This is a genomic window from Pseudomonas sp. WS 5503 (genome assembly GCF_012985385.1).
Taxonomy (GTDB): Bacteria; Pseudomonadota; Gammaproteobacteria; order Pseudomonadales; family Pseudomonadaceae; genus Aquipseudomonas; species Aquipseudomonas paracarnis.
On the sequence record NZ_JAAQWI010000002.1, the window covers coordinates 130,491 to 157,152 of the forward strand.

24 protein-coding genes are annotated in these 26,662 nt (G+C 60.0%); 16 read left to right on the top strand and 8 right to left on the bottom strand.

The window, feature by feature from the left end; all coding sequences use genetic code 11:
- Positions 1-11 precede the first annotated feature (11 nt).
- Positions 12-542, bottom strand: a complete 531-nt coding sequence (locus HBO10_RS06330; protein ID WP_008033249.1) for a DUF5943 domain-containing protein — start codon at positions 540-542, stop codon at positions 12-14.
- A 78-nt stretch (positions 543-620) separates the two neighbouring features.
- The gene (locus HBO10_RS06335; protein WP_032879065.1) at positions 621-1,598 is read right to left on the bottom strand and encodes a dipeptidase; all 978 of its coding nucleotides are present in this window, start codon (positions 1,596-1,598) and stop codon (positions 621-623) included.
- A gap of 218 nt (positions 1,599-1,816) precedes the next feature.
- On the opposite strand from HBO10_RS06335, the gene HBO10_RS06340 reads away from it, so the two are divergent.
- From HBO10_RS06340 to HBO10_RS06350, 3 genes are all read left to right on the top strand, one after another.
- Positions 1,817-2,221 (top strand): lysozyme inhibitor LprI family protein, encoded by a 405-nt coding sequence (locus HBO10_RS06340; protein ID WP_034128881.1) that lies wholly within the window; start codon positions 1,817-1,819, stop codon positions 2,219-2,221.
- A gap of 71 nt (positions 2,222-2,292) precedes the next feature.
- On the top strand, positions 2,293-2,934 hold the full coding sequence (locus HBO10_RS06345; protein WP_034128882.1) for a hypothetical protein: 642 nt from the start codon (positions 2,293-2,295) through the stop codon (positions 2,932-2,934).
- The gene (locus tag HBO10_RS06350) at positions 2,931-3,347 is read left to right on the top strand and encodes a DUF3010 family protein (RefSeq protein WP_034128883.1); all 417 of its coding nucleotides are present in this window, start codon (positions 2,931-2,933) and stop codon (positions 3,345-3,347) included. The genes HBO10_RS06345 and HBO10_RS06350 overlap by 4 nt, the downstream gene beginning before the upstream one ends.
- Before the next feature lie 7 nt (positions 3,348-3,354).
- Here HBO10_RS06350 and HBO10_RS06355 read toward each other — a convergent pair whose 3' ends face one another.
- The 3 genes from HBO10_RS06355 to HBO10_RS06365 form a co-directional block, all read right to left on the bottom strand.
- Positions 3,355-3,783 carry a hypothetical protein gene (locus HBO10_RS06355; RefSeq protein WP_034128884.1) on the bottom strand — a complete coding sequence of 143 codons (429 nt, stop codon included), beginning with the start codon at positions 3,781-3,783 and terminating at the stop codon, positions 3,355-3,357.
- A gap of 188 nt (positions 3,784-3,971) precedes the next feature.
- Complete coding sequence (locus HBO10_RS06360; protein WP_034128885.1) at positions 3,972-5,156, bottom strand: ATP-binding protein; 1,185 nt, start codon at positions 5,154-5,156, stop codon at positions 3,972-3,974.
- A 68-nt stretch (positions 5,157-5,224) separates the two neighbouring features.
- Positions 5,225-6,169, bottom strand: a complete 945-nt coding sequence (locus tag HBO10_RS06365; protein WP_034128886.1) for a GlxA family transcriptional regulator — start codon at positions 6,167-6,169, stop codon at positions 5,225-5,227.
- A 194-nt stretch (positions 6,170-6,363) separates the two neighbouring features.
- Between HBO10_RS06365 and HBO10_RS06370 the strand changes: the two genes are divergently transcribed.
- From HBO10_RS06370 to HBO10_RS06390, 5 genes are all read left to right on the top strand, one after another.
- Entirely contained in the window at positions 6,364-7,308 is a 945-nt protein-coding gene (locus HBO10_RS06370) for a choline ABC transporter substrate-binding protein (RefSeq protein WP_034128887.1), read from the top strand.
- Between the two features lie 86 nt (positions 7,309-7,394).
- A complete protein-coding gene (locus HBO10_RS06375) occupies positions 7,395-8,282 on the top strand; it encodes a 3-keto-5-aminohexanoate cleavage protein (protein WP_034128888.1) in 888 nt (295 codons plus the stop codon).
- Between the two features lie 143 nt (positions 8,283-8,425).
- Entirely contained in the window at positions 8,426-9,391 is a 966-nt protein-coding gene (locus tag HBO10_RS06380) for an L-carnitine dehydrogenase (protein WP_034128889.1), read from the top strand.
- Positions 9,392-9,492: 101 nt separating this feature from the next.
- On the top strand, positions 9,493-9,984 hold the full coding sequence (locus HBO10_RS06385) for a thioesterase family protein (protein WP_034128890.1): 492 nt from the start codon (positions 9,493-9,495) through the stop codon (positions 9,982-9,984).
- A 225-nt stretch (positions 9,985-10,209) separates the two neighbouring features.
- Entirely contained in the window at positions 10,210-10,473 is a 264-nt protein-coding gene (locus HBO10_RS06390; protein ID WP_034128891.1) for a hypothetical protein, read from the top strand.
- A gap of 88 nt (positions 10,474-10,561) precedes the next feature.
- Here HBO10_RS06390 and HBO10_RS06395 read toward each other — a convergent pair whose 3' ends face one another.
- Both HBO10_RS06395 and HBO10_RS06400 read right to left on the bottom strand, forming a co-directional pair.
- Entirely contained in the window at positions 10,562-11,665 is a 1,104-nt protein-coding gene (locus HBO10_RS06395) for a GlxA family transcriptional regulator (RefSeq protein ID WP_034128892.1), read from the bottom strand.
- 525 nt (positions 11,666-12,190) lie between these two features.
- Complete coding sequence (locus HBO10_RS06400; RefSeq protein WP_014720257.1) at positions 12,191-13,567, bottom strand: L-serine ammonia-lyase; 1,377 nt, start codon at positions 13,565-13,567, stop codon at positions 12,191-12,193.
- Between the two features lie 416 nt (positions 13,568-13,983).
- Between HBO10_RS06400 and HBO10_RS06405 the strand changes: the two genes are divergently transcribed.
- From HBO10_RS06405 to choV, 3 genes are all read left to right on the top strand, one after another.
- Positions 13,984-14,931 (top strand): choline ABC transporter substrate-binding protein, encoded by a 948-nt coding sequence (locus HBO10_RS06405; RefSeq protein ID WP_034128893.1) that lies wholly within the window; start codon positions 13,984-13,986, stop codon positions 14,929-14,931.
- 69 nt (positions 14,932-15,000) lie between these two features.
- The gene (gene choW, locus HBO10_RS06410; RefSeq protein WP_003194913.1) at positions 15,001-15,846 is read left to right on the top strand and encodes a choline ABC transporter permease subunit; all 846 of its coding nucleotides are present in this window, start codon (positions 15,001-15,003) and stop codon (positions 15,844-15,846) included.
- Complete coding sequence (gene choV / locus HBO10_RS06415; RefSeq protein ID WP_034128894.1) at positions 15,843-17,021, top strand: choline ABC transporter ATP-binding protein; 1,179 nt, start codon at positions 15,843-15,845, stop codon at positions 17,019-17,021. The genes choW and choV overlap by 4 nt, the downstream gene beginning before the upstream one ends.
- Before the next feature lie 155 nt (positions 17,022-17,176).
- Here the strand turns inward: choV and HBO10_RS06420 are convergent, their stop codons facing one another.
- The gene (locus tag HBO10_RS06420) at positions 17,177-19,111 is read right to left on the bottom strand and encodes a BCCT family transporter (protein WP_230633881.1); all 1,935 of its coding nucleotides are present in this window, start codon (positions 19,109-19,111) and stop codon (positions 17,177-17,179) included.
- A 389-nt stretch (positions 19,112-19,500) separates the two neighbouring features.
- Here HBO10_RS06420 and betI point away from each other — a divergent pair, with 389 nt between their 5' ends.
- The 5 genes from betI to HBO10_RS06445 all read left to right on the top strand — a co-directional run bounded on the left by betI (position 19,501) and on the right by HBO10_RS06445 (position 26,553).
- The gene (betI, locus tag HBO10_RS06425) at positions 19,501-20,094 is read left to right on the top strand and encodes a transcriptional regulator BetI (protein WP_003194919.1); all 594 of its coding nucleotides are present in this window, start codon (positions 19,501-19,503) and stop codon (positions 20,092-20,094) included.
- A gap of 110 nt (positions 20,095-20,204) precedes the next feature.
- Positions 20,205-21,677, top strand: a complete 1,473-nt coding sequence (gene betB / locus HBO10_RS06430; RefSeq protein WP_014720261.1) for a betaine-aldehyde dehydrogenase — start codon at positions 20,205-20,207, stop codon at positions 21,675-21,677.
- A 194-nt stretch (positions 21,678-21,871) separates the two neighbouring features.
- Entirely contained in the window at positions 21,872-23,575 is a 1,704-nt protein-coding gene (betA, locus tag HBO10_RS06435) for a choline dehydrogenase (RefSeq protein WP_034128896.1), read from the top strand.
- A gap of 219 nt (positions 23,576-23,794) precedes the next feature.
- A complete protein-coding gene (locus HBO10_RS06440) occupies positions 23,795-25,237 on the top strand; it encodes a TldD/PmbA family protein (protein WP_034128897.1) in 1,443 nt (480 codons plus the stop codon).
- Positions 25,237-26,553: a TldD/PmbA family protein gene (locus tag HBO10_RS06445; RefSeq protein ID WP_034128898.1), complete on the top strand. Its 1,317-nt coding sequence runs from the start codon at positions 25,237-25,239 to the stop codon at positions 26,551-26,553. The genes HBO10_RS06440 and HBO10_RS06445 overlap by 1 nt, the downstream gene beginning before the upstream one ends.
- The last annotated feature ends 109 nt before the right edge of the window (positions 26,554-26,662 follow it).

Sequence of the window (26,662 nt, forward strand, 5' to 3'; positions counted from 1 at the left end):
CGGTCCTCGGCTTACAACGGTTTGACGGTGAACAAACCATCATCGTGGCCCTCTTCGGAGCCTCCGTAGACTTGTTCGGCGACAGTGCGGATCTTGCTGCCACGCGCTTGAAGGATCTGGTCCATGGCGCCGGCAAACCAGCCGGTGAACATGTAGTCCACTTTGCGTCCGACCTTGCCGTAGACATACACAAAAGCTGAATGCTCAAGCTTGACGCTGGCGGTGCCTTTATCGAGGTCGATGTCCTGGATCTTGAACAGGCCCCAGCCGCGTTGCGACAGGCGCTTCATGTAGTGCTCGAACACCGCGACGCCTTCCAGGCCGTGGCATTCAGCTTCTTTTTCACACCAGTGCCAGGCGGATTTGTAGCCGGCCTTGTAGAGGATCTCGGCGTAGGCGTCGGCCCCCAGTACTTCTTCGATACCCATGTGGTTGTTGACGAAGAAATGACGCGGCACGTACAGCATCGGCAGGGCGTCGGAGGTCCAGACACCGGTTTCGCTGTCGACTTCAATTGGCAATTGCGGGGCGATCTTGGCCATGGAAACTCAACTCCAGAAAATTCGTTTTGATGCCCGCCGCGCGGATGGCGGCGGGTGAAGGATTAAGCGAGCAGTGGCTTATTCGCCCCAGACGTCCTTGAGCACGTTGACCCAGTTCTCGCCCATGATCTTGCGCACCACGCGCTCGCTGTGGCCGCGCTTGAGCAGGGTCTCGGTGAGGTTGGGGAACTCACCCACGGTGCGGATGCCCAGCGGGTTGATGATCTTGCCGAAGCTGGTCAGGCGGCGGGCGTAGCCCTTGTCATGGGTGAGCATTTCGAAGAAATCCTGGCCATGGCCCTGGGTGAAGTCGGTGCCGATGCCGATGGCGTCTTCGCCGACGATGTTCATGGTGTATTCGATGGCTTCGGCGTAGTCGTCGATGGTCGAGTCGATGCCCTTGGCCAGGAACGGCGCAAACATGGTCACGCCGACAAACCCACCGTGGTCGGCGATGAACTTCAGCTCCTCATCAGACTTGTTGCGCGGGTGCTCTTTAAGCCCGGACGGTAGGCAGTGGGAGTAGCACACCGGCTTTTTCGATTCGAGGATGACCTCTTCGCTGGTCTTGGAGCCCACGTGGGACAGGTCGCACATGATGCCGACGCGGTTCATCTCGGCGACGATCTCACGCCCGAAACCCGACAGGCCGCCATCACGCTCGTAGCAGCCGGTGCCCACCAGGTTCTGGGTGTTGTAGCACATCTGCACCACCCCCACGCCGAGCTGCTTGAAGATCTCGACATAGCCGAGCTGATCCTCAAAGGCATGGGCATTCTGGAAGCCGAAGATGATGCCGGTCTTGCCCTGCTCCTTGGCGCGGCGGATGTCGGCGGTGGTTTTCACCGGGATCACCAGGTCGCTGTTCTCACGAATCAGGGTCTGGCTGGCGACAATGTTATTGATCGTGGCCTGGAAGCCTTCCCACACCGACACCGTGCAGTTGGCGGCGGTGAGGCCACCTTTGCGCATGTCTTCGAACAGGTCGCGGTTCCACTTGGCAATAATCAGACCGTCGATAACGATGCTGTCGGCGTGCAACTCGGCTGGGCTCATCAGGCGTCCCCTTATTGGCTATTCATGCGCCGAATCGTCTGCCGGCGCTTTGGGGCCAGCATATGCCCAGGGACCGACGGAGCCGGGTGCAAAAACGACAGGGGAATTGCCGAAAGCGTCAATCCGCGACAAAGCCTGCGAAGACAGGCCCCACGGTCGGCTGTTCTTTGTCTTACGCTTGAGCCAGAATTGCGCATCACGTGATATGAGACGGCGCAATGAAATCGATTTTCCTGGCTTTGGCACTCATCGCAACCACCGCCCACGCGGCCGAAGACACCGACAGCACGCCGTGCGACGGTATCGAGAACGACCAGCAAACCTTGGAATGCGCCACCTACAACAAGACCACCGCCGAGCAATTGCTCAAAGATAACTATCAGGGGTTGCTGGAGCGCATGGGTTCGACCTACGGCAGCGACAAGACCAAACTGGCGGACATTACCGCCCGTCTGAAGGACGCGCAGCAGAAGTGGGAAAAACTGCGCGACGCCGATTGTGCAGTGGACACCTTCCCGGCAGTGACCGGCACCAAGGCCTATGCGATTGCGCACAACGACTGCCTGGCCCGGATGAGTGATGAGCGGTCGGAGTTTTTGGAGTCGATTGGCCAAGAACAGTAACTATATTCCTACAATAGAAGCGTCCCACTGTCGCTTTTCGCTACCTGACGCTGATTTAAGGAATTTTCGGCATGCAATGGCTTCCATCCCCACCCACCGACAATATTTATAAGTTGCTTGCTGTATTTGGTTTATGGCTAATTGCAGGTGCGCTGACACTGGTGTCTATTTTTTCTTATCTGGACTACAGATTCCAAAAAGAAACACGCGAGGAAAGCCACCATTCGCAAACGGAGCAAATGGTAAACGACTTCACCAAACGCATTGGAGCACTTGAGAAAGGCACACCGGAGCTGCATAAAATCGCAGATCTGCCGGATTCATTCAACAACGACGTCACCTTCCTGAAGAACAGCCTTGTTATACAAGAAAGAAAACTTTCTACATACAAAGAACGAGAGAAAGATAACCTCGACACGTTCATGGACTATCTGCTCGTCCACGAAAAAGAGTTTTATATTTTCATAGGTCTGTACGCGACGCTCACGTCACTGTGCACGGTGATAGGTTTTAGCCGCTGGTTTCAGAAAATACAAAAGCCCGGCGAAGTACTGAATGAGCTAGATATTAAAATCAAAGAAGCAAGCTTATTGAAACTTAAGATAGAGATTTCCCAACTTCAACCAATGAGCAAGACAATAGAGCAGCTCTTTGAATTGCATTTCAATAAGCCCTTTCCTGAAGCCTCTCCCTCGCAAAGGACCCGCTCATGACCATCTGCGGCATCGAAATCAAAGGCAGCGAAGCCATCATCGCCGTCGCCTCCCTTGACAACCAGGCGCTGACCCACGTCGCCCTGGCCACCAAGAAAATCGCCCTCGACGATGACGACGAAGCGGCCAACGTAAAAGCTTTCGCCGCCCAGGTGAAGGCGTTTGTTCAAGCCAACGGCATCACGCGCATTGCCATCAAGAAACGCAGTAAAAAAGGCGAGTTCGCCGGTGGCCCGACGACGTTCAAGATCGAAGGGGTGTTTCAGTTGCTGGATGGGGTGGAGGTGACGCTGCTGTCGCCGCAGACCATCAATGCGCAAAACAAGAAGCACAGCTTTGATCTGCCGACGACGTTGAACAAGTATCAGCATGAAGCTTATAAAACAGCCTGTTCAACCCTGATGAAAAAGTAACTACCCATCAGCTTTTGACGCAGTGTTCCAAGCCGTGACCACCGCCTTCGTATTCAGGCGTGTAGTAGTACTTAACGAAGGACACTTTGCCCTCCGGGGTTGACGTCATTTGTGCGACCCCCACGCCGAAGTCTTTCAAGACAGGGTCGGTGTGAGCAAAATAAACGCCCAGCGCATCCGAAGTCCCAGCGGCCATTCCGTCATAACGGGACTTGTCTTCCAAGGTCAATGTGAAGGTGTAGGCGGCGTACTTGCCAGTACTTTGCTTGGCGTCGAGCGCCATATCAACAACACCCTTATAGCTGCCTATATGTTTATCCTGGCCGGTACATTCATAGCGCCCGCTGTAGTCGGCTCCAGTGAAAGGTGCAGACGCCTGGACTGCCCACACCGGGGTGGTCGCGAACGCGATGACAGTAACTAGTTTTCTAAGCATGCCAACCTCTTCTGGTTAAGTAGTGGCTTCCTGGCCTGCGCGCTTCATTTCAAAAGCATTTGGTCAAGAGCCACTTCTAAGACCCATAGGACGTTAGCAGTCCTTGGCTATAAGTCTCCGTTAGCGATGAAAAAAAGAAACTTCCTACACCTTCCATGATTCCCTTATAAACTGCGCTACATCGGGTTTCACTCGTTAGTCGGTATGCGGGTTTTGTGCAGCAGCCAATCCCCGAACGACTTGTCTTCCAGGGCATACCCTCCCCGGCTCGACTTCCATACCAATTCCTTGTCGCGCAGGGCATCGATACAGGCCTGAATGGTCTGGGTCCCGGGCACCACATCGCTGCGCATAACCTCCAATGCCTTGCTGACTGCGGTAATCGTGCTGTCGGTAAACGGCGCAAATGGCTCATTGCTTTGCGAACGCACCACCATCACCTGCAACACCGCACGTTGCGGGATGGTCAGGGCGTTCCAGGCGCTTTCGAACTCGGTCCATACACCCGCGCGCAGCAGTTCTGCGCGACTGTGCAGCAGTTGGCCAAGATTGCTCGCCTCGCCCAGCTCCAATGCGACTTCACCGATGATCGTGCGCAACATCTCGGGACGCCGACCTACCAGCTCAAACGCCTCATCAATGTCAGCCGCGTTGAATTGGTTGTTCTTGGCCAGGTGCGCGTTGAGGTGCACGGTGTAGGCCTGGGTGAACGCTTTGCCCAGCAGCGGAAACGGCGTGATGCTGGAACCGAAGAATGGCTGGCTTTTACCCAATACCAAATGGGCGAGTTTGTCGCGATTGGAGCCGGTAAACACCAGGCGCAAACCGCTGCCCTCCTCGTCACGGCCTTGGTTGAGCTGATCCCGGGCAGCCTTCAACGCGAACATCGCATTGATACCTGACTCGGTGGTTAATGCGTGCTGTGCTTCGTCAATCACCAGTACAACGGGTTTTTCTGCAGCCCTATGGAGCAATTCCAACGCTTGGGTCAGCGTCGCACCGACCGGCAATTGTGGCTTGGTAAAGTCCCAGGAAAGCGTACGCAGAAAGCTTAGTTTCTCGATGCCAATGCTCTTTGCCAGTTTGCGAATGCCCTTTTCAAACGGCACCAACGCCCCCGCAATGGCACCTGCGATCAGCTCGGCAGGGTCTTTTTCCTTGTCGGCCCACAGGTCGACATACACCGCCAGCCAGCCCCGCAGCTGACATTCCGGAATCAGGTCTTCGCGCAAAAAAGTGCTTTTGCCCGTGCGTCGGGGCGCCGCGAGAAACAGGCCGGAGGTGAAATCCTGAATACCGGCCCCCACCAGGCCATCGGCAATACTGCTTGCCAGGGTGGGGCGGCGAAACACAAAGCCGCTGTGCTTGGACATGGTTTTATACTCAATTATGGAAAGGACTATAAATTATAGTAAAGAGTATAATTGACTATAATTGTCCGTCAAACCACCTCCCGCCGCCGATCCTCCCGCGGGCATTTGGCAAACCTTGCTCGATAGCTCCTGGTGAAATACGACGGTGACTCAAACCCGCACGCGATACTCACTTCCAGCACGCTCATGTCGCTCTGGCGCAGCAGTTTGCGGGCTTTTTCCAGGCGCAGGCCCAGGTAGAAATTGCTCGGCGTATCGTTCAGGTGCAGGCGAAACAGCCGCTCCAGTTGGCGCCGGGTGACCTTGATCGTTTCGGCCAGGGCCAAGGTGCTCAGGGGCGGTTCGGTGTGCTGTTCCATTTCGCCGATCACGTGCACCAGTTTCTTGTTATTGATGCCGTAGCGCGTGGCGATCTGCATGCGCTGGTGGTCCTTGCGCGGGCGGATGCGGCCGAGTACGAATTGCTCGGAAACCTGGATCGCCAGTGCCGGGCCGTGGGCCTGGGCGATGAGATCGAGCATCAAGTCGATGGACGCGGTGCCGCCGGCGCAGGTGATGCGGCGCCGGTCGATTTCGAACAGTTCCTGGGTCACGCTCAGGTGCGGATAGGCCTCCTTGAAGGCGTCTATGGCTTCCCAGTGCAAGGTCAGGCGGTGGCCGTCAAGCAGGCCCGCCTCGGCCAGCACGCAGGCGCCGGTGTCGATGGCACCGAGGGTCACACCCTCATGGTCGAGGCGGCGCAGCCAATGCTCCAGGGCGGGCGTGGCGAACTGCAGGGGTTCGAAGCCGGCTACCACCAGTAAGGTCGCGCCTTTTTTCAACGGTTCCAGCGCGGCATCGGCGTTGACCGACATGCCGTTGCTCGCCAGTACCGCGCCGCCATCGGCACTCAAGATGTGCCAGCGGTACAGCTCGCCGCGAAAGCGATTGGCCACGCGCAACGGTTCCAGCGCGGAGATAAAACCGAGGGCCGAGAACCCCGGCATCAGCAAGAAATAGACATCCTGGGACATGGTGGCGCTCTCGTCATACGGGCAGCGTGATCACTGTGATACGCCAGTTCAACCGGCCATTCAAGAGCCCAGGTCGCTGCAGTGCAAGAGTGGGTCGCCGCCGTGCGCTTTGCGGGGCGCCAAGCTGCGTAACGTGATCCCACGGCGCACAAAGACGCCGGCTCCCACAATAACGACTGCCGAGGGCTCCACCCATGAACCGACTGATCAGCCGCTGCGTACTTGCACTCAGCGCCAGCGCCATTTTGAGCACTAACGCCCTGGCAGCGGATGCCGCTTCATGCCAGAACGTACGCATGGGCGTGGTCAACTGGACCGACGTGATCGCCACCAGCGCCATGGCCCAGGTGCTGCTCGATGGCCTCGGCTACAAGACCAAACAAACCAGCGCCTCGCAGCAAATCATCTTTGCCGGCATACGCGACCAGCGCCTGGACCTGTTTCTGGGTTACTGGAACCCGCTGATGACCCAGACCATCACGCCGTTCGTCGACGCCAAGCAAGTCAAGGTCCTCGAAAAACCCAGCCTGGAAGACGCCCGCGCCACCCTGGCGGTGCCGACTTATCTGGCCGACAAGGGCCTGAAAACCTTTGCTGACATCGCCAGGTTCGAAAAAGAGCTGGGCGGCAAGATTTATGGCATCGAGCCGGGCTCGGGGGCCAATACGCAGATCAAGGCGATGATCGCCAAAAACCAGTTCGGCCTGGGCAAGTTCCAGTTGGTGGAGTCCAGCGAAGCCGGCATGTTGGCGGCCGTAGACCGTGCCGTGCGCCGCAAGGAAGCCGTGGTGTTCTTTGGTTGGGCACCGCACCCGATGAACGTCAATGTGGCGATGACTTACCTCACCGGCAGCGAAGACGCCCTGGGCCCGAACGAAGGCATGGCCACCGTGTGGACCGTGACCGCGCCGGCCTACGCCGAGCAGTGCCCCAACGTGCATAAGCTGCTGACCAACCTGACGTTCACCGCCGCCGACGAGAGCCGCATGATGCAACCGCTGCTGGACCACAAGGATGCCATCGAATCCGCCAAGCAGTGGCTCAAGGATCACCCGCAAGACCAGGCGCGCTGGCTGGAGGGTGTGACCACCTTCGACGGCAAACCGGCTGCCGCCAACCTGCAATTGACCACGAAATAACCCATCCAGATCACCGCTTCGCAACCCCTGAAGGTTGCGAACGGCGCCCTGCGCCTTGAAATCACCCGCCTGTAAGGAACCGCCCCATGAACCACGACGTCATCATCACCTGCGCACTCACCGGTGCTGGCGACACGACCGCCAGAAGCCCCCACGTGCCGGTCACTCCCAAGCAAATCGCCGCCGCTGCCGTGGAAGCCGCCAAGGCCGGCGCCACGGTCGTGCATTGCCACGTACGCGACCCCGAGACCGGCAAGTTCAGTCGCGACGTTGCGCTGTACCGCGAAGTGATGGAGCGCATCCGCGAGGCCGACATCGACATCATCGTCAACCTCACCGCCGGCATGGGTGGCGACCTGGAGATCGGTGGCGGCGAGAATCCCATGGAGTTCGGGCCCAATACCGACCTGGTGGGCCCGCTGACCCGCCTGGCCCACGTCGAAGAACTGCTGCCGGAAATCTGCACCCTGGACTGCGGCACGCTGAACTTCGGCGATGGCGACACCATTTACGTGTCCACCCCGGCGCAGCTGCGTGCCGGCGCCAAACGTATCCAGGAACTGGGCGTAAAGGCCGAGCTGGAAATTTTCGACACCGGCCACCTGTGGTTCGCCAAGCAGATGATCAAGGAAGGGCTGCTGGATAACCCGCTGTTCCAACTGTGCCTGGGCATTCCCTGGGGGGCACCGGCCGACACCACCACCATGAAAGCCATGGTCGATAACCTGCCCGCCGACGCGGTGTGGGCCGGCTTCGGCATTGGCCGCATGCAAATGCCAATGGCCGCGCAGGCGGTGCTGCTGGGCGGCAACGTACGGGTGGGCCTGGAGGACAACCTGTGGCTGGACAAGGGCGTGCTCGCCACCAATGGGCAGTTGGTGGAACGCGCCAGTGAAATTCTCAGCCGGTTAGGCGCAAGGGTCCTGACCCCAGCCGAAGGCCGCATCAAGATGGGCCTGACCCAACGCGGCTAACACAGACACCACCACTCGTGTGGGAGCCGGGCTTGCCCGCGATGAGGCCAGTAAATCTGCCACATCTTTGTAGCCTGCAATGCCGCCATCGCGGGCAAGCCCGGCTTCCCACAAAGGATCATCGAACACTTTAGGAATATGCCATGCGCTTTATCACCGAAATCAAAACATTCGCCGCGTTGGGCAGCGGTGTCATCGGCAGCGGCTGGGTGTCCCGTGCCCTTGCCCATGGTCTGGATGTGGTGGCCTGGGACCCCGCGCCCGGTGCCGAGGCGGCCTTGCGTAAACGCGTCGCCAACGCCTGGCCCGCCCTTGAACAACAGGGCCTGGCGGCAGGTGCCTCCCAGGACCGCCTGCGCTTTGTCACTACCATCGAAGACTGCGTAAAAGACGCCGACTTCATCCAGGAAAGCGCCCCGGAACGCCTGGAGCTGAAGCTGCAATTGCACAGCCAGATCAGCGCCGCGGCCAAGCCGAACGCATTGATCGGCTCCAGCACCTCAGGGCTATTGCCCAGCGAATTCTATGAAAGCTCTACCCACCCGGAACGCTGCGTGGTCGGCCACCCCTTCAACCCGGTCTACCTGTTGCCACTGGTAGAAGTGGTGGGCGGCAAAAACACCGCGCCAGAGGCAATCCAGGCGGCGATCTCGGTGTATGAATCCCTGGGCATGCGTCCTTTGCATGTGCGCAAGGAAGTGCCGGGGTTTATTGCCGACCGCCTACTGGAAGCGCTGTGGCGTGAGGCGCTGCACCTGGTCAATGACGGGGTGGCGACCACCGGCGAAATCGACGACGCCATTCGTTTTGGTGCCGGGTTGCGCTGGTCGTTCATGGGCACTTTCCTCACTTACACACTGGCGGGCGGCGACGCCGGCATGCGCCACTTCATGGCACAGTTCGGCCCGGCGTTGCAGCTGCCATGGACTTATCTACCGGCGCCTGAATTGACTGAAAAGCTGATTGATGATGTGGTCGATGGCACCGCTGAGCAGTTGGGTAACCACAGCATCTCGGCGCTGGAGCGCTATCGTGATGACTGCCTGCTGGCGGTGCTGGAAGCCGTAAAAACAACCAAGGCCAAGCACGGCATGAACTTCGCCGAATAACCCTGTGGGAGCTGGCTTGCCTGCGATGGCGGTGTTGGCCTCACCATTGCTATCGCAGGCCGGCCAGCACATTTGACCGCACACTGAATTGGATTCATGCCATGCCCGCACTGACCACCTACACCACGAAAATCCTGCCCGACTGGGTCGACTACAACGGCCATCTGCGTGACGCGTTCTATCTGCTGATCTTCAGCTACGCCACCGATGCGCTGATGGACGCGCTGGGGCTGGACAGCGAAAACCGCGAAGCCAGTGGCCACTCGCTGTTCACCCTGGAGCTGCACCTGAACTACCTGCATGAGGTCAAGCTCGGGGCCGAGGTTGAGGTGCATACCCAACTGATCGCCCATGACGCCAAGCGCCTGCACCTTTATCACAGCCTGCACCGGGTGGGAGACGACAAGGAACTGGCCGGCAATGAACAGATGCTGTTGCACGTCGACCTGGCCGGGCCGCAGCCCACGCTGTTCACCGAGGCCACGCTGCAACGGCTTGCGGCGATCAGCGCTGCCCAGGCCGAGCTGCCAAGGCCTGCCCTGCTTGGCCGTGTCATCGGTTTACCGGCAAAAAAAGCCCCGAGCCAGCCGTGACTGGATCGGGGCAGAGGGGCCTTGTGTGAGCTGTGCATCTGGAGGGTGACCAAACCGTCAAGCTGCGTGCCTGGGTTCAGTGTGCCTATTAACCGTATTGCCAAGTGACCCGAAAACGACCTGTTCATAGCCATCCAAGCCATCGCTCGATTCTGCTCTTGCCCACCCAGCAAGGGCCTACCAGAATCCAGGTCAATCCCTGTTCCCTACACCAGGATAAACGTCATGATGCACGCGGATTTGATTGATCAGGATGACCTGCTGAGCCAACTGCGCTCGCTGGGTTTTGAAGTGTCCAGCGGCGCCAGCGCCGAGCAGGCGTGTGAATGTGCAGTGCGCGGTTTGAGCGAAGCGCGGGCCAAGGCGCTCAAGGGAATGGTGGAGCAAATGTACACCGGCAAGGCGACCATTTTGCCGGCGGTGCGCCAGGCGATCGACAAGCAGTTGTTGCCGGCGCTGATGCAATTCAAACAGAACTCCGGCGCCTGAAAATACCGCTATCGCAGGCAAGCCAGCGCCCACAGGAGAACGCATTCCAAGGTGGGAGCTGGCTTGCCTGCGATGCAGACGACTCGGTTTAGAGCCTTACACTGGCAAACGTCGACTCGTTCCTGGCCTGGCTCAACGCCGACATCGGCCCCGACAACGGTGACAACACCAACGCCTGCGGAATCGGCATCATCGCCACTTGCTGGGTGGTGTTGGAGCCGACACGTTCATCCCGTGGCGGAATGCCGAAATATTCGCGGTAGCACTTGGAAAAGTGCGGCGTAGACACAAACCCGCACACCGAGGCGACTTCGATGATCGACATCGGCGTTTGCTTGAGCAACTGCCGCGCACGAATCAGGCGCAGCTTGAGGTAGTAGCGCGACGGCGAGCAGTGCAGGTATTTCTGGAACAGCCGCTCCAACTGCCGGCGCGACACGGCGACATACACCGCCAGTTCGTCCAAATCGATTGGCTCTTCGAGGTTGGCTTCCATCAGCGCGACGATTTCCTGCAGCTTCGGCTGGTTGGTGCCAAGCATGTGCTTGAGCGGCACACGCTGGTGATCCTGTTCGTTGCGGATGCGTTCGTACACGAACATCTCGGAGATGGCGGCCGACAATTCACGGCCGTGGTCGCGGCTGATCAGGTGCAACATCATGTCCAGGGGCGCGGTACCACCGGAGCTGGTGAAGCGGTTGCGGTCGAGGGTGAACAGGCGCGTGCTCATGGCCACCCGCGGGAAGGCTTCCTGCATCGACGCCAGGCATTCCCAGTGCACGCTGCAATCAAAGCCGTCGAGCAGGCCGGCGCAGGCCAGGGCCCAGCTGCCGGTGCACACTGCGCCAAGGCGACGAGACTGGCGTGCCTGGCTTTGCAGCCACGACACATGTTCACGGGTGACGGTGCGCTGGATACCCACGCCGCCGCACACGATGACCGTGTCCAGCACGGGTGCTTTGTGCATGGAGGCATCAGGTGTGATTTGCAGGCCATCGCTGGCCCACACCTGGTTGCCGTCGACACTCAGGGTTGTCCAGCGATACAGCTCGCGGCCGGACAGCTGGTTGGCCATGCGCAGTGGCTCCACGGCTGACGCCAGGGAAATCAGCGTGAAATTGTCCAGCAGCAAAAAGCCGATGGATTGAGGCGCACGGTTCTGGGGTTGGGCCCCGGAGTTGGTCGACGTCATCGCGGTATCTCCTCACATCACACAAAGCGGGTGGCGGCCTCAGGCGAGGCTCTTGTTATTGCGCTCGTCCTGAAAAGGAGAGGCTTTGTAATTGATAGAGCAAATGCCATGCCTAAAATTGAATGGCTATTCAAGAACTCCTGAAAACGACCTGTTTATGCGTCTATGTGAGCCCACGCGTGAAGTGCGGGATATGACGCATAACGGGCGGGGTTCAAGGGGGGTGAGCAGATCGGTAGCACTTGTGGGAAGGCGCTTTGCGGGCGTAGGAGGAGTCTGTCACCCAAAGCACATCAGGCGTGTGATCGTGTAGGAATTCGTTCGGAAGCTACTTATCTATTTGCGACGCGCTAAAAGGTGGCGATTTTGGCTGGGGTGTTCACTTTGTGAGCAATGATGCCCCTCTGTTCAGCTCGTTCCCACGCTCTGCGTGGGCATGCATCCTGTCACGCTCTGCGTCACCCATGGGCGGAGCGTCCGGGGCGGCATTCCCACGCGGAGCGCGGGAACGATCATGTCACTGACTCAACATTCAACCGCACTCACCGCCAACCCACCGCGTGATGTCTCTTTGTACTTGTCATGCATATCGGCCCCGGTATCACGCATGGTGCGGATCACCCGGTCCAACGAGATGAAGTGCTGGCCATCGCCCCGCAACGCCATTTGCGCCGCGTTGATCGCCTTCACCGCCGCAATTGCATTGCGCTCGATACACGGCACTTGCACCAGGCCGCCCACCGGGTCGCAGGTCAGGCCGAGGTTGTGTTCCAAGCCGATTTCGGCAGCGTTGCACAGTTGCTCCGGCGTGGCACCAAGGATCTCCGCCAGCCCGGCTGCGGCCATGGCACACGCGGAACCGACCTCGCCCTGGCAACCGACTTCGGCACCGGAGATCGAGGCGTTCTTTTTACACAGGATGCCCACCGCCGCAGCGCCCAACAGGTAGTCGACCACGTTGGCTTCGGTGACTTCTTCACTGAACTTCATGAAGTAGTGCAACACCGCCGGGATGATTCCCGCCGCGCCGTTGGTGGGCGCCGTGACCATGCGCCCACCGGCGGCGTTTTCTTCGTTGACCGCCAGGGCGAACAGGTTGACCCATTCCATGGCGCTCAAGGTCGAGCCGATCACATTGGGCTTGTTCAGCTCCTGCAAGCTGCGGTGCAACTTGGCAGCGCGACGGCGCACGTTCAAGCCGCCGGGCAGGATGCCTTCGTGCTTGAGGCCCTGCTCCACGCAATCTTGCATGGCGCGCCAGAGCTTCATCAGGCCGCTGCGGATTTCTTCTTCGCTGCGCCAGGTTTTTTCATTCGCCAGCATCAGTTCGGCAACGCGCAGGTTGTGGGTCTTGCACAACTGCAACAGCTCCACGGCACTGGAAAAGTCATAAGGCAGCTCGGTGCGGTCCATGTCCGCCACACCGCTTTGGGCCTGGGCTTCATCCACCACAAAACCGCCGCCCACCGAGTAATAGGTGTCGCGGTGCAACTCGCCGTTTTCGCCAAACACCACCAGGGTCATGGCATTGGGATGGAACGGCAGGTTCTCATCGAGCAGGCGCATATCCCGCGCCCATACAAAGGGCACCGGCAAACGCCCGTCCAGCAGCAGCGTGTCGGTTTCGCGCAGGGTGTGGATACGGGCGCCGATTTGCGTGGGGTCGATTGCGTCTGGCCACTCGCCCATCAGGCCCATGATGGTGGCGGTGTCGCTGCCGTGGCCGATGCCGGTGGCCGACAACGAGCCGTACAGTTGCACTTCGACACGCTGCACCTGTTCCAGCCACCCACGCTCACGCAACCCTTGAACGAACAACGCCGCGGCGCGCATGGGCCCCACGGTGTGGGAACTCGAAGGCCCGATGCCGATCTTGAACAGGTCGAAAACGCTGATAGCCATTAACGTGGAACTCCTCGATAAGCACGGGCCGGGCTTGAACGAGGTGCTACGCTCAGATCGCCCAGATGGCGGCATCATCAAGCTTTTATTCGTCATCACGGCGTCTCACACCGACGCACTCATGCTCACCAGCGGCGCTCGCGTGCGAACGCCAGTTTTGGCCGTTTTTTGCGGTGCAGAAGGGTAAAAACAGCAGTTTTACCTTCGGAAAAACCTGTAAGCGACGTCATCGGTACTGGATGCGACCCTCCCTGTACTGGATACGACGCCCCCTGTAGGCGTCAGATTTTCACTGGTACATGATCAGTCTCGACTCGTTTGCAAGGCACCGCGCCAGAGCTGTTGTCGCACGCTCCAACCGCAACACTTATAAAGCGCGGCGAATGCCGCCAGAAAAGACACAGGAGTCTACCCACATGAAAGGTTCACCCTCGTTGTTGTTGGCCGCCATGCTGAGTCTGCCAGTCGTGGCACACGCCGCAGAACCGGAACAGTGCAAGACCGTCAACTTCTCCGATGTCGGCTGGACCGACATCACCGTCACCACCGCGACCACCAGCGAGATCCTCAAGGGCCTGGGCTACAAGCCGCGCACCACGATGATTTCGGTACCTGTGACTTACAAGTCCCTGGCCGACGGCAAGAACATGGATATCTTCCTCGGCAACTGGATGCCGACCATGGAAAACGACATCAAGCAGTACCGTGATGCCGGCACCGTGGAAACCGTGCGCGCCAACCTGGAGAACGCCAAGTACACCCTGGCGGTCCCAGAGGCGCTGTATGAGAAGGGCCTGAAAGACTTCGCCGACATCGCCAAATTCAAGGATGAGCTGGGCGGCAAGATCTACGGCATCGAGCCGGGCAACGATGGCAACCGCACCATCCAGACGCTGATCGACAAAGATGCCTTCGGCCTGAAAACCGCCGGTTTCAAGGTGGTCGAATCCAGCGAAGCCGGCATGCTCTCCCAGGTCGAACGCGCCTCCAAGCGCAACCAGGCCATCGTGTTTCTCGGCTGGGAACCGCACCCGATGAACACTCGCTTCAAGATGAAGTACCTGACCGGCGGTGACGACTCGTTCGGCCCCAACTACGGCCAGGCCACCATCTACACCAACACCCGCAAAGGCTACACCCAGGAATGCAGCAACGTTGGTCAGTTGCTGAAAAACCTGGTGTTCACGCTCGACATGGAAAGCACCCTGATGGGTAACGTCCTGGACGACAAGATGAAGGCCGATGCTGCCGCCAAGGCCTGGCTGCAGAAGAACCCGCAAGTGCTCGACACCTGGCTCGCCGGTGTCACCACCGTTGATGGCAAACCAGGGCTCGATGCCGTTAAAGCTTACCTCGCCAAATAGCACCCGCTGACCCCAGGCCGGTGCGCTGGCCTGGGATGTTTTCCCCTTCGCATGTGGACATTCACTACCATGCTGACTGAACAGAAAATCCCACTAGGCCAGTACATCGCTGCCTTCGTCGACTGGTTGACCCAACACGGTGCCAACTACTTCGACGCAATCGCATCGACACTGGAAACGATGATCCACGGCGTGACGTTTGCGCTGACCTGGTTCAATCCACTGGCATTGATCGGTCTGATTGCGCTGCTGGCTCACTTTATTCAACGTAAATGGGGACTGACTGTTTTTGTCATCGCCTCCTTCCTGCTGATCCTCAACCTGGGGTACTGGCAGGAAACCATGGAAACCCTCGCGCAGGTGCTGTTCGCCACCCTGGTCTGCGTGGTCATCGGTGTGCCGCTGGGCATTGTTGCCGCGCATAAGCCGATGTTCTACACCATGATGCGGCCGGTACTCGATCTGATGCAGACCGTGCCGACCTTCGTCTACCTCATCCCTACCCTGACCCTCTTCGGGCTGGGTGTGGTGCCTGGGCTGATTTCCACGGTGGTGTTCGCGATTGCCGCGCCGATCCGCCTGACCTACCTGGGTATCCGCGATGTGCCGCAAGAGCTGATGGACGCCGGCAAGGCCTTTGGCTGCTCGCGCCGCCAGTTGCTCTCACGCATTGAACTGCCCCACGCCATGCCGAGCATCGCCGCCGGCATTACCCAATGCATCATGCTGTCGTTGTCGATGGTGGTGATCGCCGCCCTGGTAGGCGCCGACGGCCTCGGCAAGCCAGTGGTCAACGCACTCAACACTGCCGATATTGCGCTGGGCTTTGAAGCGGGCCTGGCCATTGTGTTGCTCGCCATCATGCTCGACCGTATCTGCAAACAACCCGACGCTAAAGTAGGGGGTGATGCATGAGCATTATCCGATTCGACAAAGTCGACGTGATCTTTTCCAAAGACCCACGCGAAGCGCTCAAGCTGCTGGACCAGGGCATGAGCCGTAACGAAATCCTGAAGAAGACCGGGCAGATCGTCGGCGTCGAGAACGCCAGCCTGGATATCGAGAAAGGCGAGATCTGTGTGCTGATGGGCCTCTCGGGCTCAGGCAAATCCAGCTTGCTGCGCTGCATCAACGGCCTCAATACCGTCAGCCGTGGCCAGCTGTTTGTGGAGCATGAAGGGCGTCAGATCGACATCGCCTCCTGCACCCCCGCAGAGCTGAAAATGATGCGCACCAAACGCATCGCCATGGTGTTCCAGAAGTTCGCCCTGATGCCTTGGCTGACGGTGCGCGAGAACATCAGCTTCGGCCTGGAGATGCAGGGCCGCCCAGAGAAAGAACGACGCACACTGGTGGACGAGAAACTCGAACTGGTGGGCCTGAGCCAATGGCGCAACAAGAAGCCCGACGAGTTGTCCGGCGGTATGCAGCAGCGCGTCGGCCTGGCTCGCGCCCTGGCGATGGACGCCGATATCCTGCTGATGGACGAACCCTTCTCTGCCCTCGACCCGCTGATCCGCCAAGGCTTGCAAGATGAGCTACTGGAACTGCAACGCAAATTGAGCAAGACCATCGTGTTCGTCAGCCACGACCTGGATGAAGCACTCAAGCTCGGCAGCCGTATCGCGATCATGAAAGACGGCAAGATCATCCAGTACAGCGTGCCGGAAGAGATCGTGCTGAACCCGGCGGACGACTATGTGCGCACCTTTGTCGCCCATACCAACCCGTTGAACGTGCTGTGCGGGCGCAGCCTGATGCGCACCCTGGATAACTGCACGCGTGTGAATGGTTCGGTGTGCCTTGATCCGGGTGGCGACTCCTGGCTGGACCTGGCTGAAGGCAACACCATCCAGGGCGCACGCCAGAATGGCGTGACGATGAACCTGCAGAACTGGGCGCCAGGGCAAGCCGTGGAAGGCTTGGGCCGCTTACCGACGCTGGTGGACTCGAACATCGGCATGCGCGATGCGTTGCAGATTCGCTACCAGACAGGCAACAAGCTGGTGCTGCACGACAACAACAAGGTGGTGGGGATACTGGGGGACAGTGAGCTCTACCATGCCCTGCTGGGCAAGAACCTGGGCTAGAACCCTGTGGATCGTTCCCACGCTCTGCGTGGGAATGCACCCTGTGACGCTCCGCGTCACGACTTCAAGAGCGGGACGCGGAGCGTCCATGGCGGTGTTCCCACGCAGAGCGTGGGAACGATCATGTCAGGGAAGACACCACCAGGCTTCAACTATCAGCTATAGACCCGGCCAAGGAGCTGCCGATGGCTTTCAAACTGATCGAGCACATCCCGGGTGATCTGCTCCTGGGTGAAGCCCATCAGGTCATACTCCTGCGGCCCGTTGTGCAGGTACACCTCGGCACGATAGTAACGGGTGCGCTCTTCTTCAGGCAGGTCAGCCGGTGCCGCCGAGTAGCCATCCAGGCTCACTTCGTAGACAAACGGGTTGCCCTCGTCCATCTCGATCCGCACGCCGATGCAGCGCTTGGATTTGCCCAGCAGGGTCTGCACTTCCAGGCCCTGATCACGCAACGCACTCGCGGCTTCTTCCAACGCCGGCGTTACGTGCTTGTCCATAAAGCGCTGCACGGTGGCCTGGCTCGGTTGCAGGTCCAACGCCGTCAAGCGCTCGCTGAAACCACGACGCCCGCGTTCGGCCAATTGCGCCTGCTCCTGTTCGGTGGCCACGTCCTGGCGCATGGCCTTGTGCAAACCGAACATAAAGAACACCAGCACCACAGAGAACGGCAGCCCCGCCAGCACCACCATGGTTTGCATGGCTTCGAAGTTGCCGGCAAACAGCAGGCCGATGGTCACCAGGGTGATCACCGCCGACCAGAAGATACGCAACCAGTGCGGCGCATCTTCATCCACATTGCCGCCTTTGCAGGAAAGGTTGGCCATCATCACCGCGCCGGAATCCGCAGGCGTCAGGAACAGCACGAAGCCCACGAAGATCGACACGCCGATCACCACTTTCGACGCCGGGTAATGCTCAAGCAGTTGGTAGATGGCCATGGACGGTTGCTCCAGCGCCGTCTTGCCCAACTCCACCGCCCCGTGGTTCAGCACCAGGTCCAGGGCCGAGTTGCCGAAGATCGACAGCCACGCCAGGGTAAAGCCCAGCGGGATCAGCAATACGCCAGCCACCAGTTCGCGCACGGTGCGACCACGGGAAATACGCGCGATGAACATGCCCACAAATGGCGCCCAGGAAATCCACCAAGCCCAGTAGAACAAGGTCCACAGGCCCATCCAGCGTTCGGTCTTGGCACCGTCGCCTTCGTACACATACAGGTCGAAGGTTTTCAGCACGATACCGTTGAGGTAATCACCGGTGTTCTGCACCAGGCCATTGAGCAGGTGCAAGGTAGGGCCGAACAACAGCACGAAGATCAGCAAACCGCTGAACAGCACGATGTTGAGGTTGGACAGACGACGAATACCGTTTTCCACACCCGACACGGCGGCAATGGTCGCCACGGTGCTCATCACGATGATCACGATCAGCAAATTGGTATTGCTGTGCTCCATGCCGAACAGGTTTTCCAGCCCCGACGACACTTGCATCGAGCCGATCCCCAGGTTGGTCACCAGGCCCAGCAGGGTCACGAACATGCCGAAACCGTCTACCGCATGGCCAGCCGCGCCCTTCACCCAACGCTCGCCCACCAGCGGGTACAGCGCCGAACGCAGGGCCAGCGGTTGGTTGTGGCGGTACGCAAAGTACGCCACGGCCAGGCCGACCAGCGCATAGATCGCCCAGCCGTGCAGGCCCCAGTGCAGGAAGGTCAGCTGCAGCGCCTGGCGTGCCGCGCCATTGCTGGCGGCAGCGCCTTCGGGCGGGTTGAAGTAATGGTCCAACGGCTCAGACGCACCAAAATACAACAGCGAGATGCCGATACCCGACGAGAACAACATGCCGGCCCAGGCGCCGTAGCTGAAGTCTGGGGTATCGTCCTTCGCACCCAGCTTAAGTTTCCCATAGGACGAAAACGCCAGGCCGACCACAAACACCAGGTAGGCAGCGATGACCACCATGTAGTACCAGCCAAAGCTTTTCGACAGCCAGGCCTGTGCGACACCGAGCATGCGCCCGGCCTCCTGCGGGGCGACGATCAGAATGGCGGTCAACAATAAAATCAGCGCGGTGGAGGTGTAGAACACCCAACCGTTGACCCGGACCTTTTCCGGTGGGGTCTTTATAAGAGAGGCAGAACTCATGGCGCAGATGCTCCAGGCAGTGCGAGAGAGAAACACAAGGCAACGGTTATCCCGGGACATCGATTTTTCGGCAGTCGACGGACGGGTGTTATAAAGACACCCCAAAATTCTTGAGCCCGCCTAAGCGGTGATCAGGCTCTGAAGTGGCCTGTTTCAAGGGTTTTTGCAGGTGTCGAAGGTTGCAGCTCGCAGGTAGGAAACATCTGTAGGCAGCGACCATTTGTCGCAGATCTTATTCTTTGTTGATTGAACGTTCAATCAAAACAAAATAGACTGGCCCTCAAGCCGACGGACGTGGATCGCCCATCGGCAGGCCTAAGGAGAGGTGCTACATGCCCAAGGTCGGTATGCAACCCATACGCCGCCAGCAGTTGATCGAAGCCACGTTGACGGCCATCGATCGGGTCGGGATGGGAGATGCCAGCATTGCGCTGATCGCCCGTCTGGCCGGCGTCTCGAACGGCATCATCAGCCACTACTTTCAGGACAAGAACGGCCTGATCGCAGCGACGATGCGCTACCTGATGAATGCGCTGATCGAGAACGTGCAAGAACGCAGGCGTGCCTTGAAGGATGACAGCCCACGGGCGCACCTTCAGGTGATCATCGAAGGCAACTTCGACGCCAGCCAGGTCAACGGCCCGGCAATGAAAACCTGGCTGGCCTTCTGGGCCACCAGCATGCACCACCCGTCATTGCACAGGTTGCAGCGGATCAACGATCAACGTCTGTATTCCAACCTGTGCTGCCAGTTCCGCCGAGTGCTGCCGCTGCCGCACGCACGCAAAGCAGCCCGAGGCCTGGCGGCCCTGATCGACGGTTTGTGGTTGCGCGGCGCCCTGTCGGGAGACGCTTTCGACACGGAGCAGGCGCAACGGATCGCTTACGAATACATGGATTTCCAATTGGCCAAGCAGGTGAGTTAGAGCACACATAACCGCTCAACCCCTGAACGTCCGCCGCTCAGTGTTGCCACCCCCCCATGGCCCACTGTTCGGCGGGTAACGCCAACCACTTATGCACTTGCGAGGACTTTATGGCCCGTTTCGACCTGCAAAAACTCTACATTGACGGCGGCTACAGCGACGCTGGCAGCGATGCCACCTTCGAAGCCATCAACCCGGCTAACGGTGAAGTTCTCGCCCAAGTGCAACGCGCCACCAAAGACGACGTTGAACGTGCCGTGGTCAGCGCTGAAAAAGGCCAGAAAATCTGGGCCGCCATGACCGCCATGGAGCGTTCGCGCATCCTGCGCCGTGCCGTGGACATCCTGCGCGAGCGCAACGATGAACTGGCCGCCCTGGAAACCCTGGACACCGGTAAAGCCTTCTCCGAAACCAAGTACGTCGACATCGTCACCGGCGCTGACGTGCTGGAATACTACGCCGGCCTGGTACCTGCCATCGAAGGCGAGCAGATCCCACTGCGCGACACCTCGTTTGTCTACACCCGCCGCGAGCCGCTGGGCGTGGTTGCCGGTATCGGCGCGTGGAACTACCCGATCCAGATCGCCCTGTGGAAATCCGCACCGGCCCTGGCTGCCGGTAACGCGATGATCTTCAAGCCAAGCGAAGTCACCTCGCTGACCACCCTGAAACTGGCCGAGATCTACACCGAGGCTGGCGTTCCAGCGGGCGTGTTCAACGTACTGACCGGCAGCGGCCGTGAAGTCGGCACCTGGCTGACCGAGCACCCGCGCATTGAGAAAGTCTCCTTCACCGGCGGCACCGACACCGGCAAGAAAGTCATGGCCAGCGCGTCGAGCTCCTCGCTCAAGGACGTGACCATGGAGCTGGGCGGCAAGTCCCCGCTGATCATTTTCGACGACGCCGACCTCGACCGCGCCGCCGACACCGCCATGATGGCCAACTTCTACAGCTCCGGTCAGGTCTGCACCAACGGCACCCGCGTGTTCGTGCCCAAGCACCTGCAAGCCGCGTTCGAAGCCAAGATCGTCGAGCGTGTGGCGCGTATTCGCATCGGCAACCCGGAAGACGAAAACACCAACTTCGGCCCGCTGGTCAGCTTTGCCCACATGGAAAGCGTGCTGGGCTACATCGCCAAAGGCAAAGAGCAAGGCGCCCGCCTGCTGTGCGGCGGCGACCGCCTGACCGAGGGTGACTTCGCCAAAGGCGCCTTCGTGGCCCCGACCGTGTTCACCGACTGCACCGATGACATGGTGATCGTGCGTGAAGAAATCTTCGGCCCGGTGATGAGCATCCTCACCTACGAGACCGAAGAAGAAGTGATCCGCCGCGCCAACGACACCGACTTCGGCCTGGCCGCTGGCCTGGTGACCAAGGACCTGAACCGCGCCCACCGCGTGATTCACCAATTGGAAGCCGGTATCTGCTGGATCAACGCCTGGGGCGAGTCCGACGCGAAGATGCCGGTTGGCGGCTACAAGCAGTCGGGTGTGGGCCGTGAGAACGGGATCAGCTCGCTGAACAACTTCACGCGCATCAAATCGGTACAGGTTGAGTTGGGCGATTACGCCTCGGTGTTCTAACACCTTATGGGCCTGGAATGCTCCTCTGTGGCGAGGGAGCTTGCTCCCGCTGGGCTGCGAAGCAGCCCCATTCCAGACCCAGTAGTTCTTTCAGACAGAACTCGAGCGCTGATTTTGCGACTGCTGCGCAGTCGAACGGGAGCAAGCTCCCTCGCCACAAAAGCAGCCTGAACCCATTTTACGAGGGTACATTCATGTCCCAAGAATACGATTACATCATTGTGGGGGCCGGCTCTGCCGGTAACACCCTGGCGACCCGTCTGACCGAAGACGAAGGCGTCACCGTTTTGCTGCTGGAAGCCGGTGGCCCGGACTACCGCCTCGACTTCCGCACCCAGATGCCAGCCGCCCTGGCTTTCCCGCTGCAAGGCCGCCGCTACAACTGGGCCTACGAAACCGATCCAGAGCCACACATGGACGGCCGCCGGATGGAATGCGGGCGCGGCAAGGGCCTGGGTGGTTCTTCCCTGATCAACGGCATGTGCTACATCCGCGGCAACGCCATGGACTACGACAACTGGTCGAAGCTGCCGGGCCTGGAAGACTGGACCTACCTGGACTGCCTGCCGTATTTCCGCAAAGCCGAAACCCGCGACATCGGCCCCAACGATTGGCACGGTGGTGACGGCCCGGTCAGCGTGACCACGCCGAAAGCGGGCAACAACCCGCTGTTCCACGCCATGGTTGAAGCCGGCGTACAGGCCGGTTACCCACGTACCGAAGACTTGAACGGCTACCAGCAAGAAGGCTTCGGCCCGATGGACCGTACCGTCACGCCGAACGGCCGTCGCGCCAGCACCGCACGCGGCTACCTGGACACGGCTAAAAAGCGCTCGACCCTGACCATCGTCCCCCATGCCCTCACCGACAAAGTGCTGTTCGAAGGCAAGCGTGCAGTGGGCGTGCGTTACCTGATCGGCGCCGCCGAAGAGCGCGTTGAAGCCCGTGCGCGCAAAGAAGTGCTGGTGTGCAGTGGCGCAATCGCTTCGCCGCAACTGCTGCAACGCTCCGGTGTCGGCCCGGCCAAACTGCTGGAAAGCCTCGACATCCCGGTGGTCCACGACCTGCCTGGCGTGGGTGAAAACCTGCAGGACCACCTTGAACTGTACCTGCAATACGCGTGCACCCAACCAGTGTCGCTGTACCCCTCGCTGCTCTGGTACAACCAGCCGGCGATTGGTGCCGAATGGCTGTTCAACGGCACCGGCATCGGCGCCAGCAACCAGTTCGAAGCGGGCGGTTTTATCCGTACCCGTGAAGAGTTCGAGTGGCCAAACATCCAGTACCACTTCCTGCCGGTGGCGATTAACTACAACGGCAGCAACGGTGTGAAAGAGCACGGTTTCCAGGCGCACATGGGCTCCATGCGTTCGCCAAGCCGTGGCCGTATCCAGCTGAAGTCGAAGAACCCACGGGACTACCCGAGCATCCTCTTCAACTACATGGCCACCGAGCAGGACTGGCAGGAGTTCCGCGATGGCATCCGCCTGACCCGTGAAATCATGCAGCAGCCGGCACTGGACCCGTACCGTGGCCGCGAAATCAGCCCCGGCATTGAAGTGCAAACCGATGAACAGTTGGACAAGTTCATCCGCGAGCACGCCGAGACCGCGTTCCACCCGTCCTGCTCGTGCAAGATGGGCACCGACGAGATGGCCGTAGTCGATGGCGAAGGCCGCGTGCATGGCATGCAGGGCTTGCGTGTGGTCGATGCCTCGATCATGCCGATCATCACCACCGGCAACCTGAACGCGCCAACGATCATGATCGCCGAGAAAATCGCCGACAAGATCCGTGGCCGCAAGCCACTGCCGCGCAGCACCGCTGACTACTACGTAGCAGGCGATGCGCCGGTGCGTGGCAAGCCTATGCGTGAAGTAGGGCCATTGGCGCAGTAACCGAAACACCCCAGTGATTGATCGTTCCCACGCTCCGCGTGGGAACGCATCCTGTGATGCTCTGCGTCACGCCCTTCAAGAGCGGACGCAGAGCGTCCAGGGTGGCATTCCCACGCAGAGCGTGGGAACGATCACACAACAAAACCTCCCTTGATCAGCTCCCCGCCCAGGCCTACTCTGTTCGCCTGCCCGCGCCGAGCCGCCCACAAGGAAGGCCCCATGTTCGAACACCACGCCACGCTCAAGAAACACTTCGGTGCCCTGCGCACCACCGCCGAATTTTTCTCCCTGCGCTACGTGCGCGAATCCGGTCAGTACCTGTCAGTACGCAAGAACGTCGCCGAGCCGCCTCACCTGGGCCACGACGAAGGCGCCATGCTTACCGTGCGTCTCAACGGCGTGGAAGCCTACGCCGCGACCAACGATATTTCCCTTGCCGGCCTGCAAGCCGCCCTTGAGCGCGCTGAACAGCAAGCCCGGTTGATCAAGCCCCACGCCCTGCTCGACCTGCACCAGCAGCCAATGTCCAGCGACGTCGCCGACTACCTGTCGCCCGACCTCGACCAGCCCTTCCCATCCCTGAGCGACTGCTACCAATTGCTCGGCGATGAGTCCGCCGCCGTGCCCAAGGATGGGCGCTTGGTGAGCTGGGAAGTCAGCCTGGGGACCACGCGGGTTGAACAGATCTATCTCAACAGCGCCGGCGCGCAACTGCGTCAGGCCCAGCGTTTTGTCTTTCCGGGCCTGAGTGTGACCGCCTTCGACGGCAACGACAGCCAGACCCGTACCCTGGGCGGTACCAACTTCGGCCAGCAAGGCAGTGCCGGGGTGATCCAGCGTTTTGGCCTGGTGGGCGCCGCCCGCAAGGTGGCCGACGAAGCCCTGCAATTGCTGCTCGCACCGAATACGCCCCACGGCCCGCGTGACCTGCTGCTGATGCCCGACCAAATGATCCTGCAGATCCACGAGTCGATCGGCCATCCGCTGGAGCTGGATCGCATCCTTGGTGACGAGCGCAATTACGCCGGCACCAGTTTTGTGAAAGCCAGCGACTTCGGCCACCTGCAATATGGCTCACCGCTGCTCAACGTCACCTTCGACCCGGACATCCCCGAACAGCTTGCCAGCTACGCTCATGACGACGACGGCACGCCTGCCAGCAAGCAATTTCTGATTCGCGAAGGCCTGCTGCTCAAGCCCTTGGGCGGGGCCTTATCGCAATTTCGCGCCAACCTGCCAGGCGTCGCCAACAGCCGCGCCTGCAGCTGGAACCGTGCGCCCATCGACCGCATGGCCAACCTGAATATCGAGCCTGGGGATAAAAGCCTCGCGCAATTGGTGGGCGGCATTGAGAGCGGCATCCTGATGTCGACCAACCGTTCGTGGTCCATCGACGATGCGCGCAACAAGTTCCAGTTCGGCTGCGAGTGGGGCCAGTTGATCGAAAACGGCGAACTCAAGGGCGTGGTGAAGAACCCCAACTACCGCGCGATTTCCGCGCAGTTCTGGCGCAAGCTCAGCGCGGTAGGCGACGCCAGCACCTTCAAGGTCTTGGGCACGCCGAACTGCGGCAAGGGCGAACCCAACCAGGTGATCCGTGTCGGCCATGCGTCGCCGGCCTGTGTATTCAGCAATGTCGATGTATTTGGGGGAGATGCCTGATGAACCACTTCAAGGCTCTGGTGGATTGGCTCAAGCAGGCGGTCACCGATCAAGAACACTTTCAACTCGGCTACGCGGATGAAGCGTCCGAGTTCGTGCGCTTCAACCACGCGCAGGTACGCCAGGCGGGCCAGGTACAGCAGGCCAGCCTGAACCTCAAGCTGATCAACGATGGGCGCCACGCCGACCTGGGTATCACCCTTTCCGGCGAGGCGCAGTTGGATCGCCAGCGCCTGGCGAATGGCCTGCAACAACTGCGCGAGACCTTGCCGCTGTTGCCGCCTGACCCGTACCTGCTGCTGAACCCCGACGCCTGGCACAGCCATAACGAACAGCTGCGCCCGCTGCCGGAACTGGCCCAAGTGCTGGACGACATCAGCCAGGCCGCCGATGGCGTGGACCTGGTTGGCTTCTACGCCGCCGGCCCGATCAGCCGTGGTTTCGCCAGCTCATCGGGGGCGTTCGGCTGGCACCGGGCTAACAGCTTCAATTTCGACTTCAGCCTGTTCCACGCCAATGGCGAAGCGGTAAAAGCCAGCTACGCCGGGCACACCTGGAACAGCGCCGAATTCGCCGCCCGTTTCCAACAGGCCCGTGAGCAACTGGCGTTTCTCGGTCGCCCGCTGCACAACCTGGCGCCAGGCCAGTACCGTGCCTACCTGGCGCCGGCAGCGCTGGAAGAAATCATCAGCATCATCACCTGGGGTGGTTTTTCGGCCCAGGCCATCGCGAGCAAAGGCAGTTCGTTGCAACGCCTGTACGCGGGTGATCAGTCATTGAGCCCGCTGGTGACGGTGGATGAGCAGATCAGCGGCTCCCTGAGCCAGGCGTTTTCCACTGAAGGCTACCCGCGTGAGGATGTCACCCTGATCAACGCAGGCAAAGCCGAGGGCCAGTTGGTCAACTCGCGCAGCGCCGCCGAATACGGCTTGAGCACCAACGGCGCCAGCAGCGACGAGTCGCCCAGCGCCCTGCAAATGGCGGCCGGCAGCCTGGCCCAGGCCGATATTCTCAAGCAGTTGGGCACCGGTCTGTATATCAGCAACCTCTGGTACCTGAACTACTCCGACCTGCCGGCAGCGCGCCTGACCGGCATGACGCGCTTTGCGACCTTCTGGGTGGAAAACGGCGAGATCAAGGCGCCGGTCAGCACCATGCGCTTTGATGACAGTGTCTATCAGTTGCTCGGTTCGCAATTGGAAGCGCTGACCGCTGATCGGGAGCTGCTGTTGTCGGCCAGTACCTATGACCGGCGCAACACCGCTTCCAACCTGTTGCCAGGCGCTTTGGTAAAACGCCTGACGCTGACCCTCTAAACATCCAAAACACCTGTGGGAAGGGCTGATTTCAGACGGCTCGGCTTCGGTCCTTCCTACCGTAAATTCTCTTCCACCCCGTTTGCACGGGCAACCTGTTGTCGCCCGC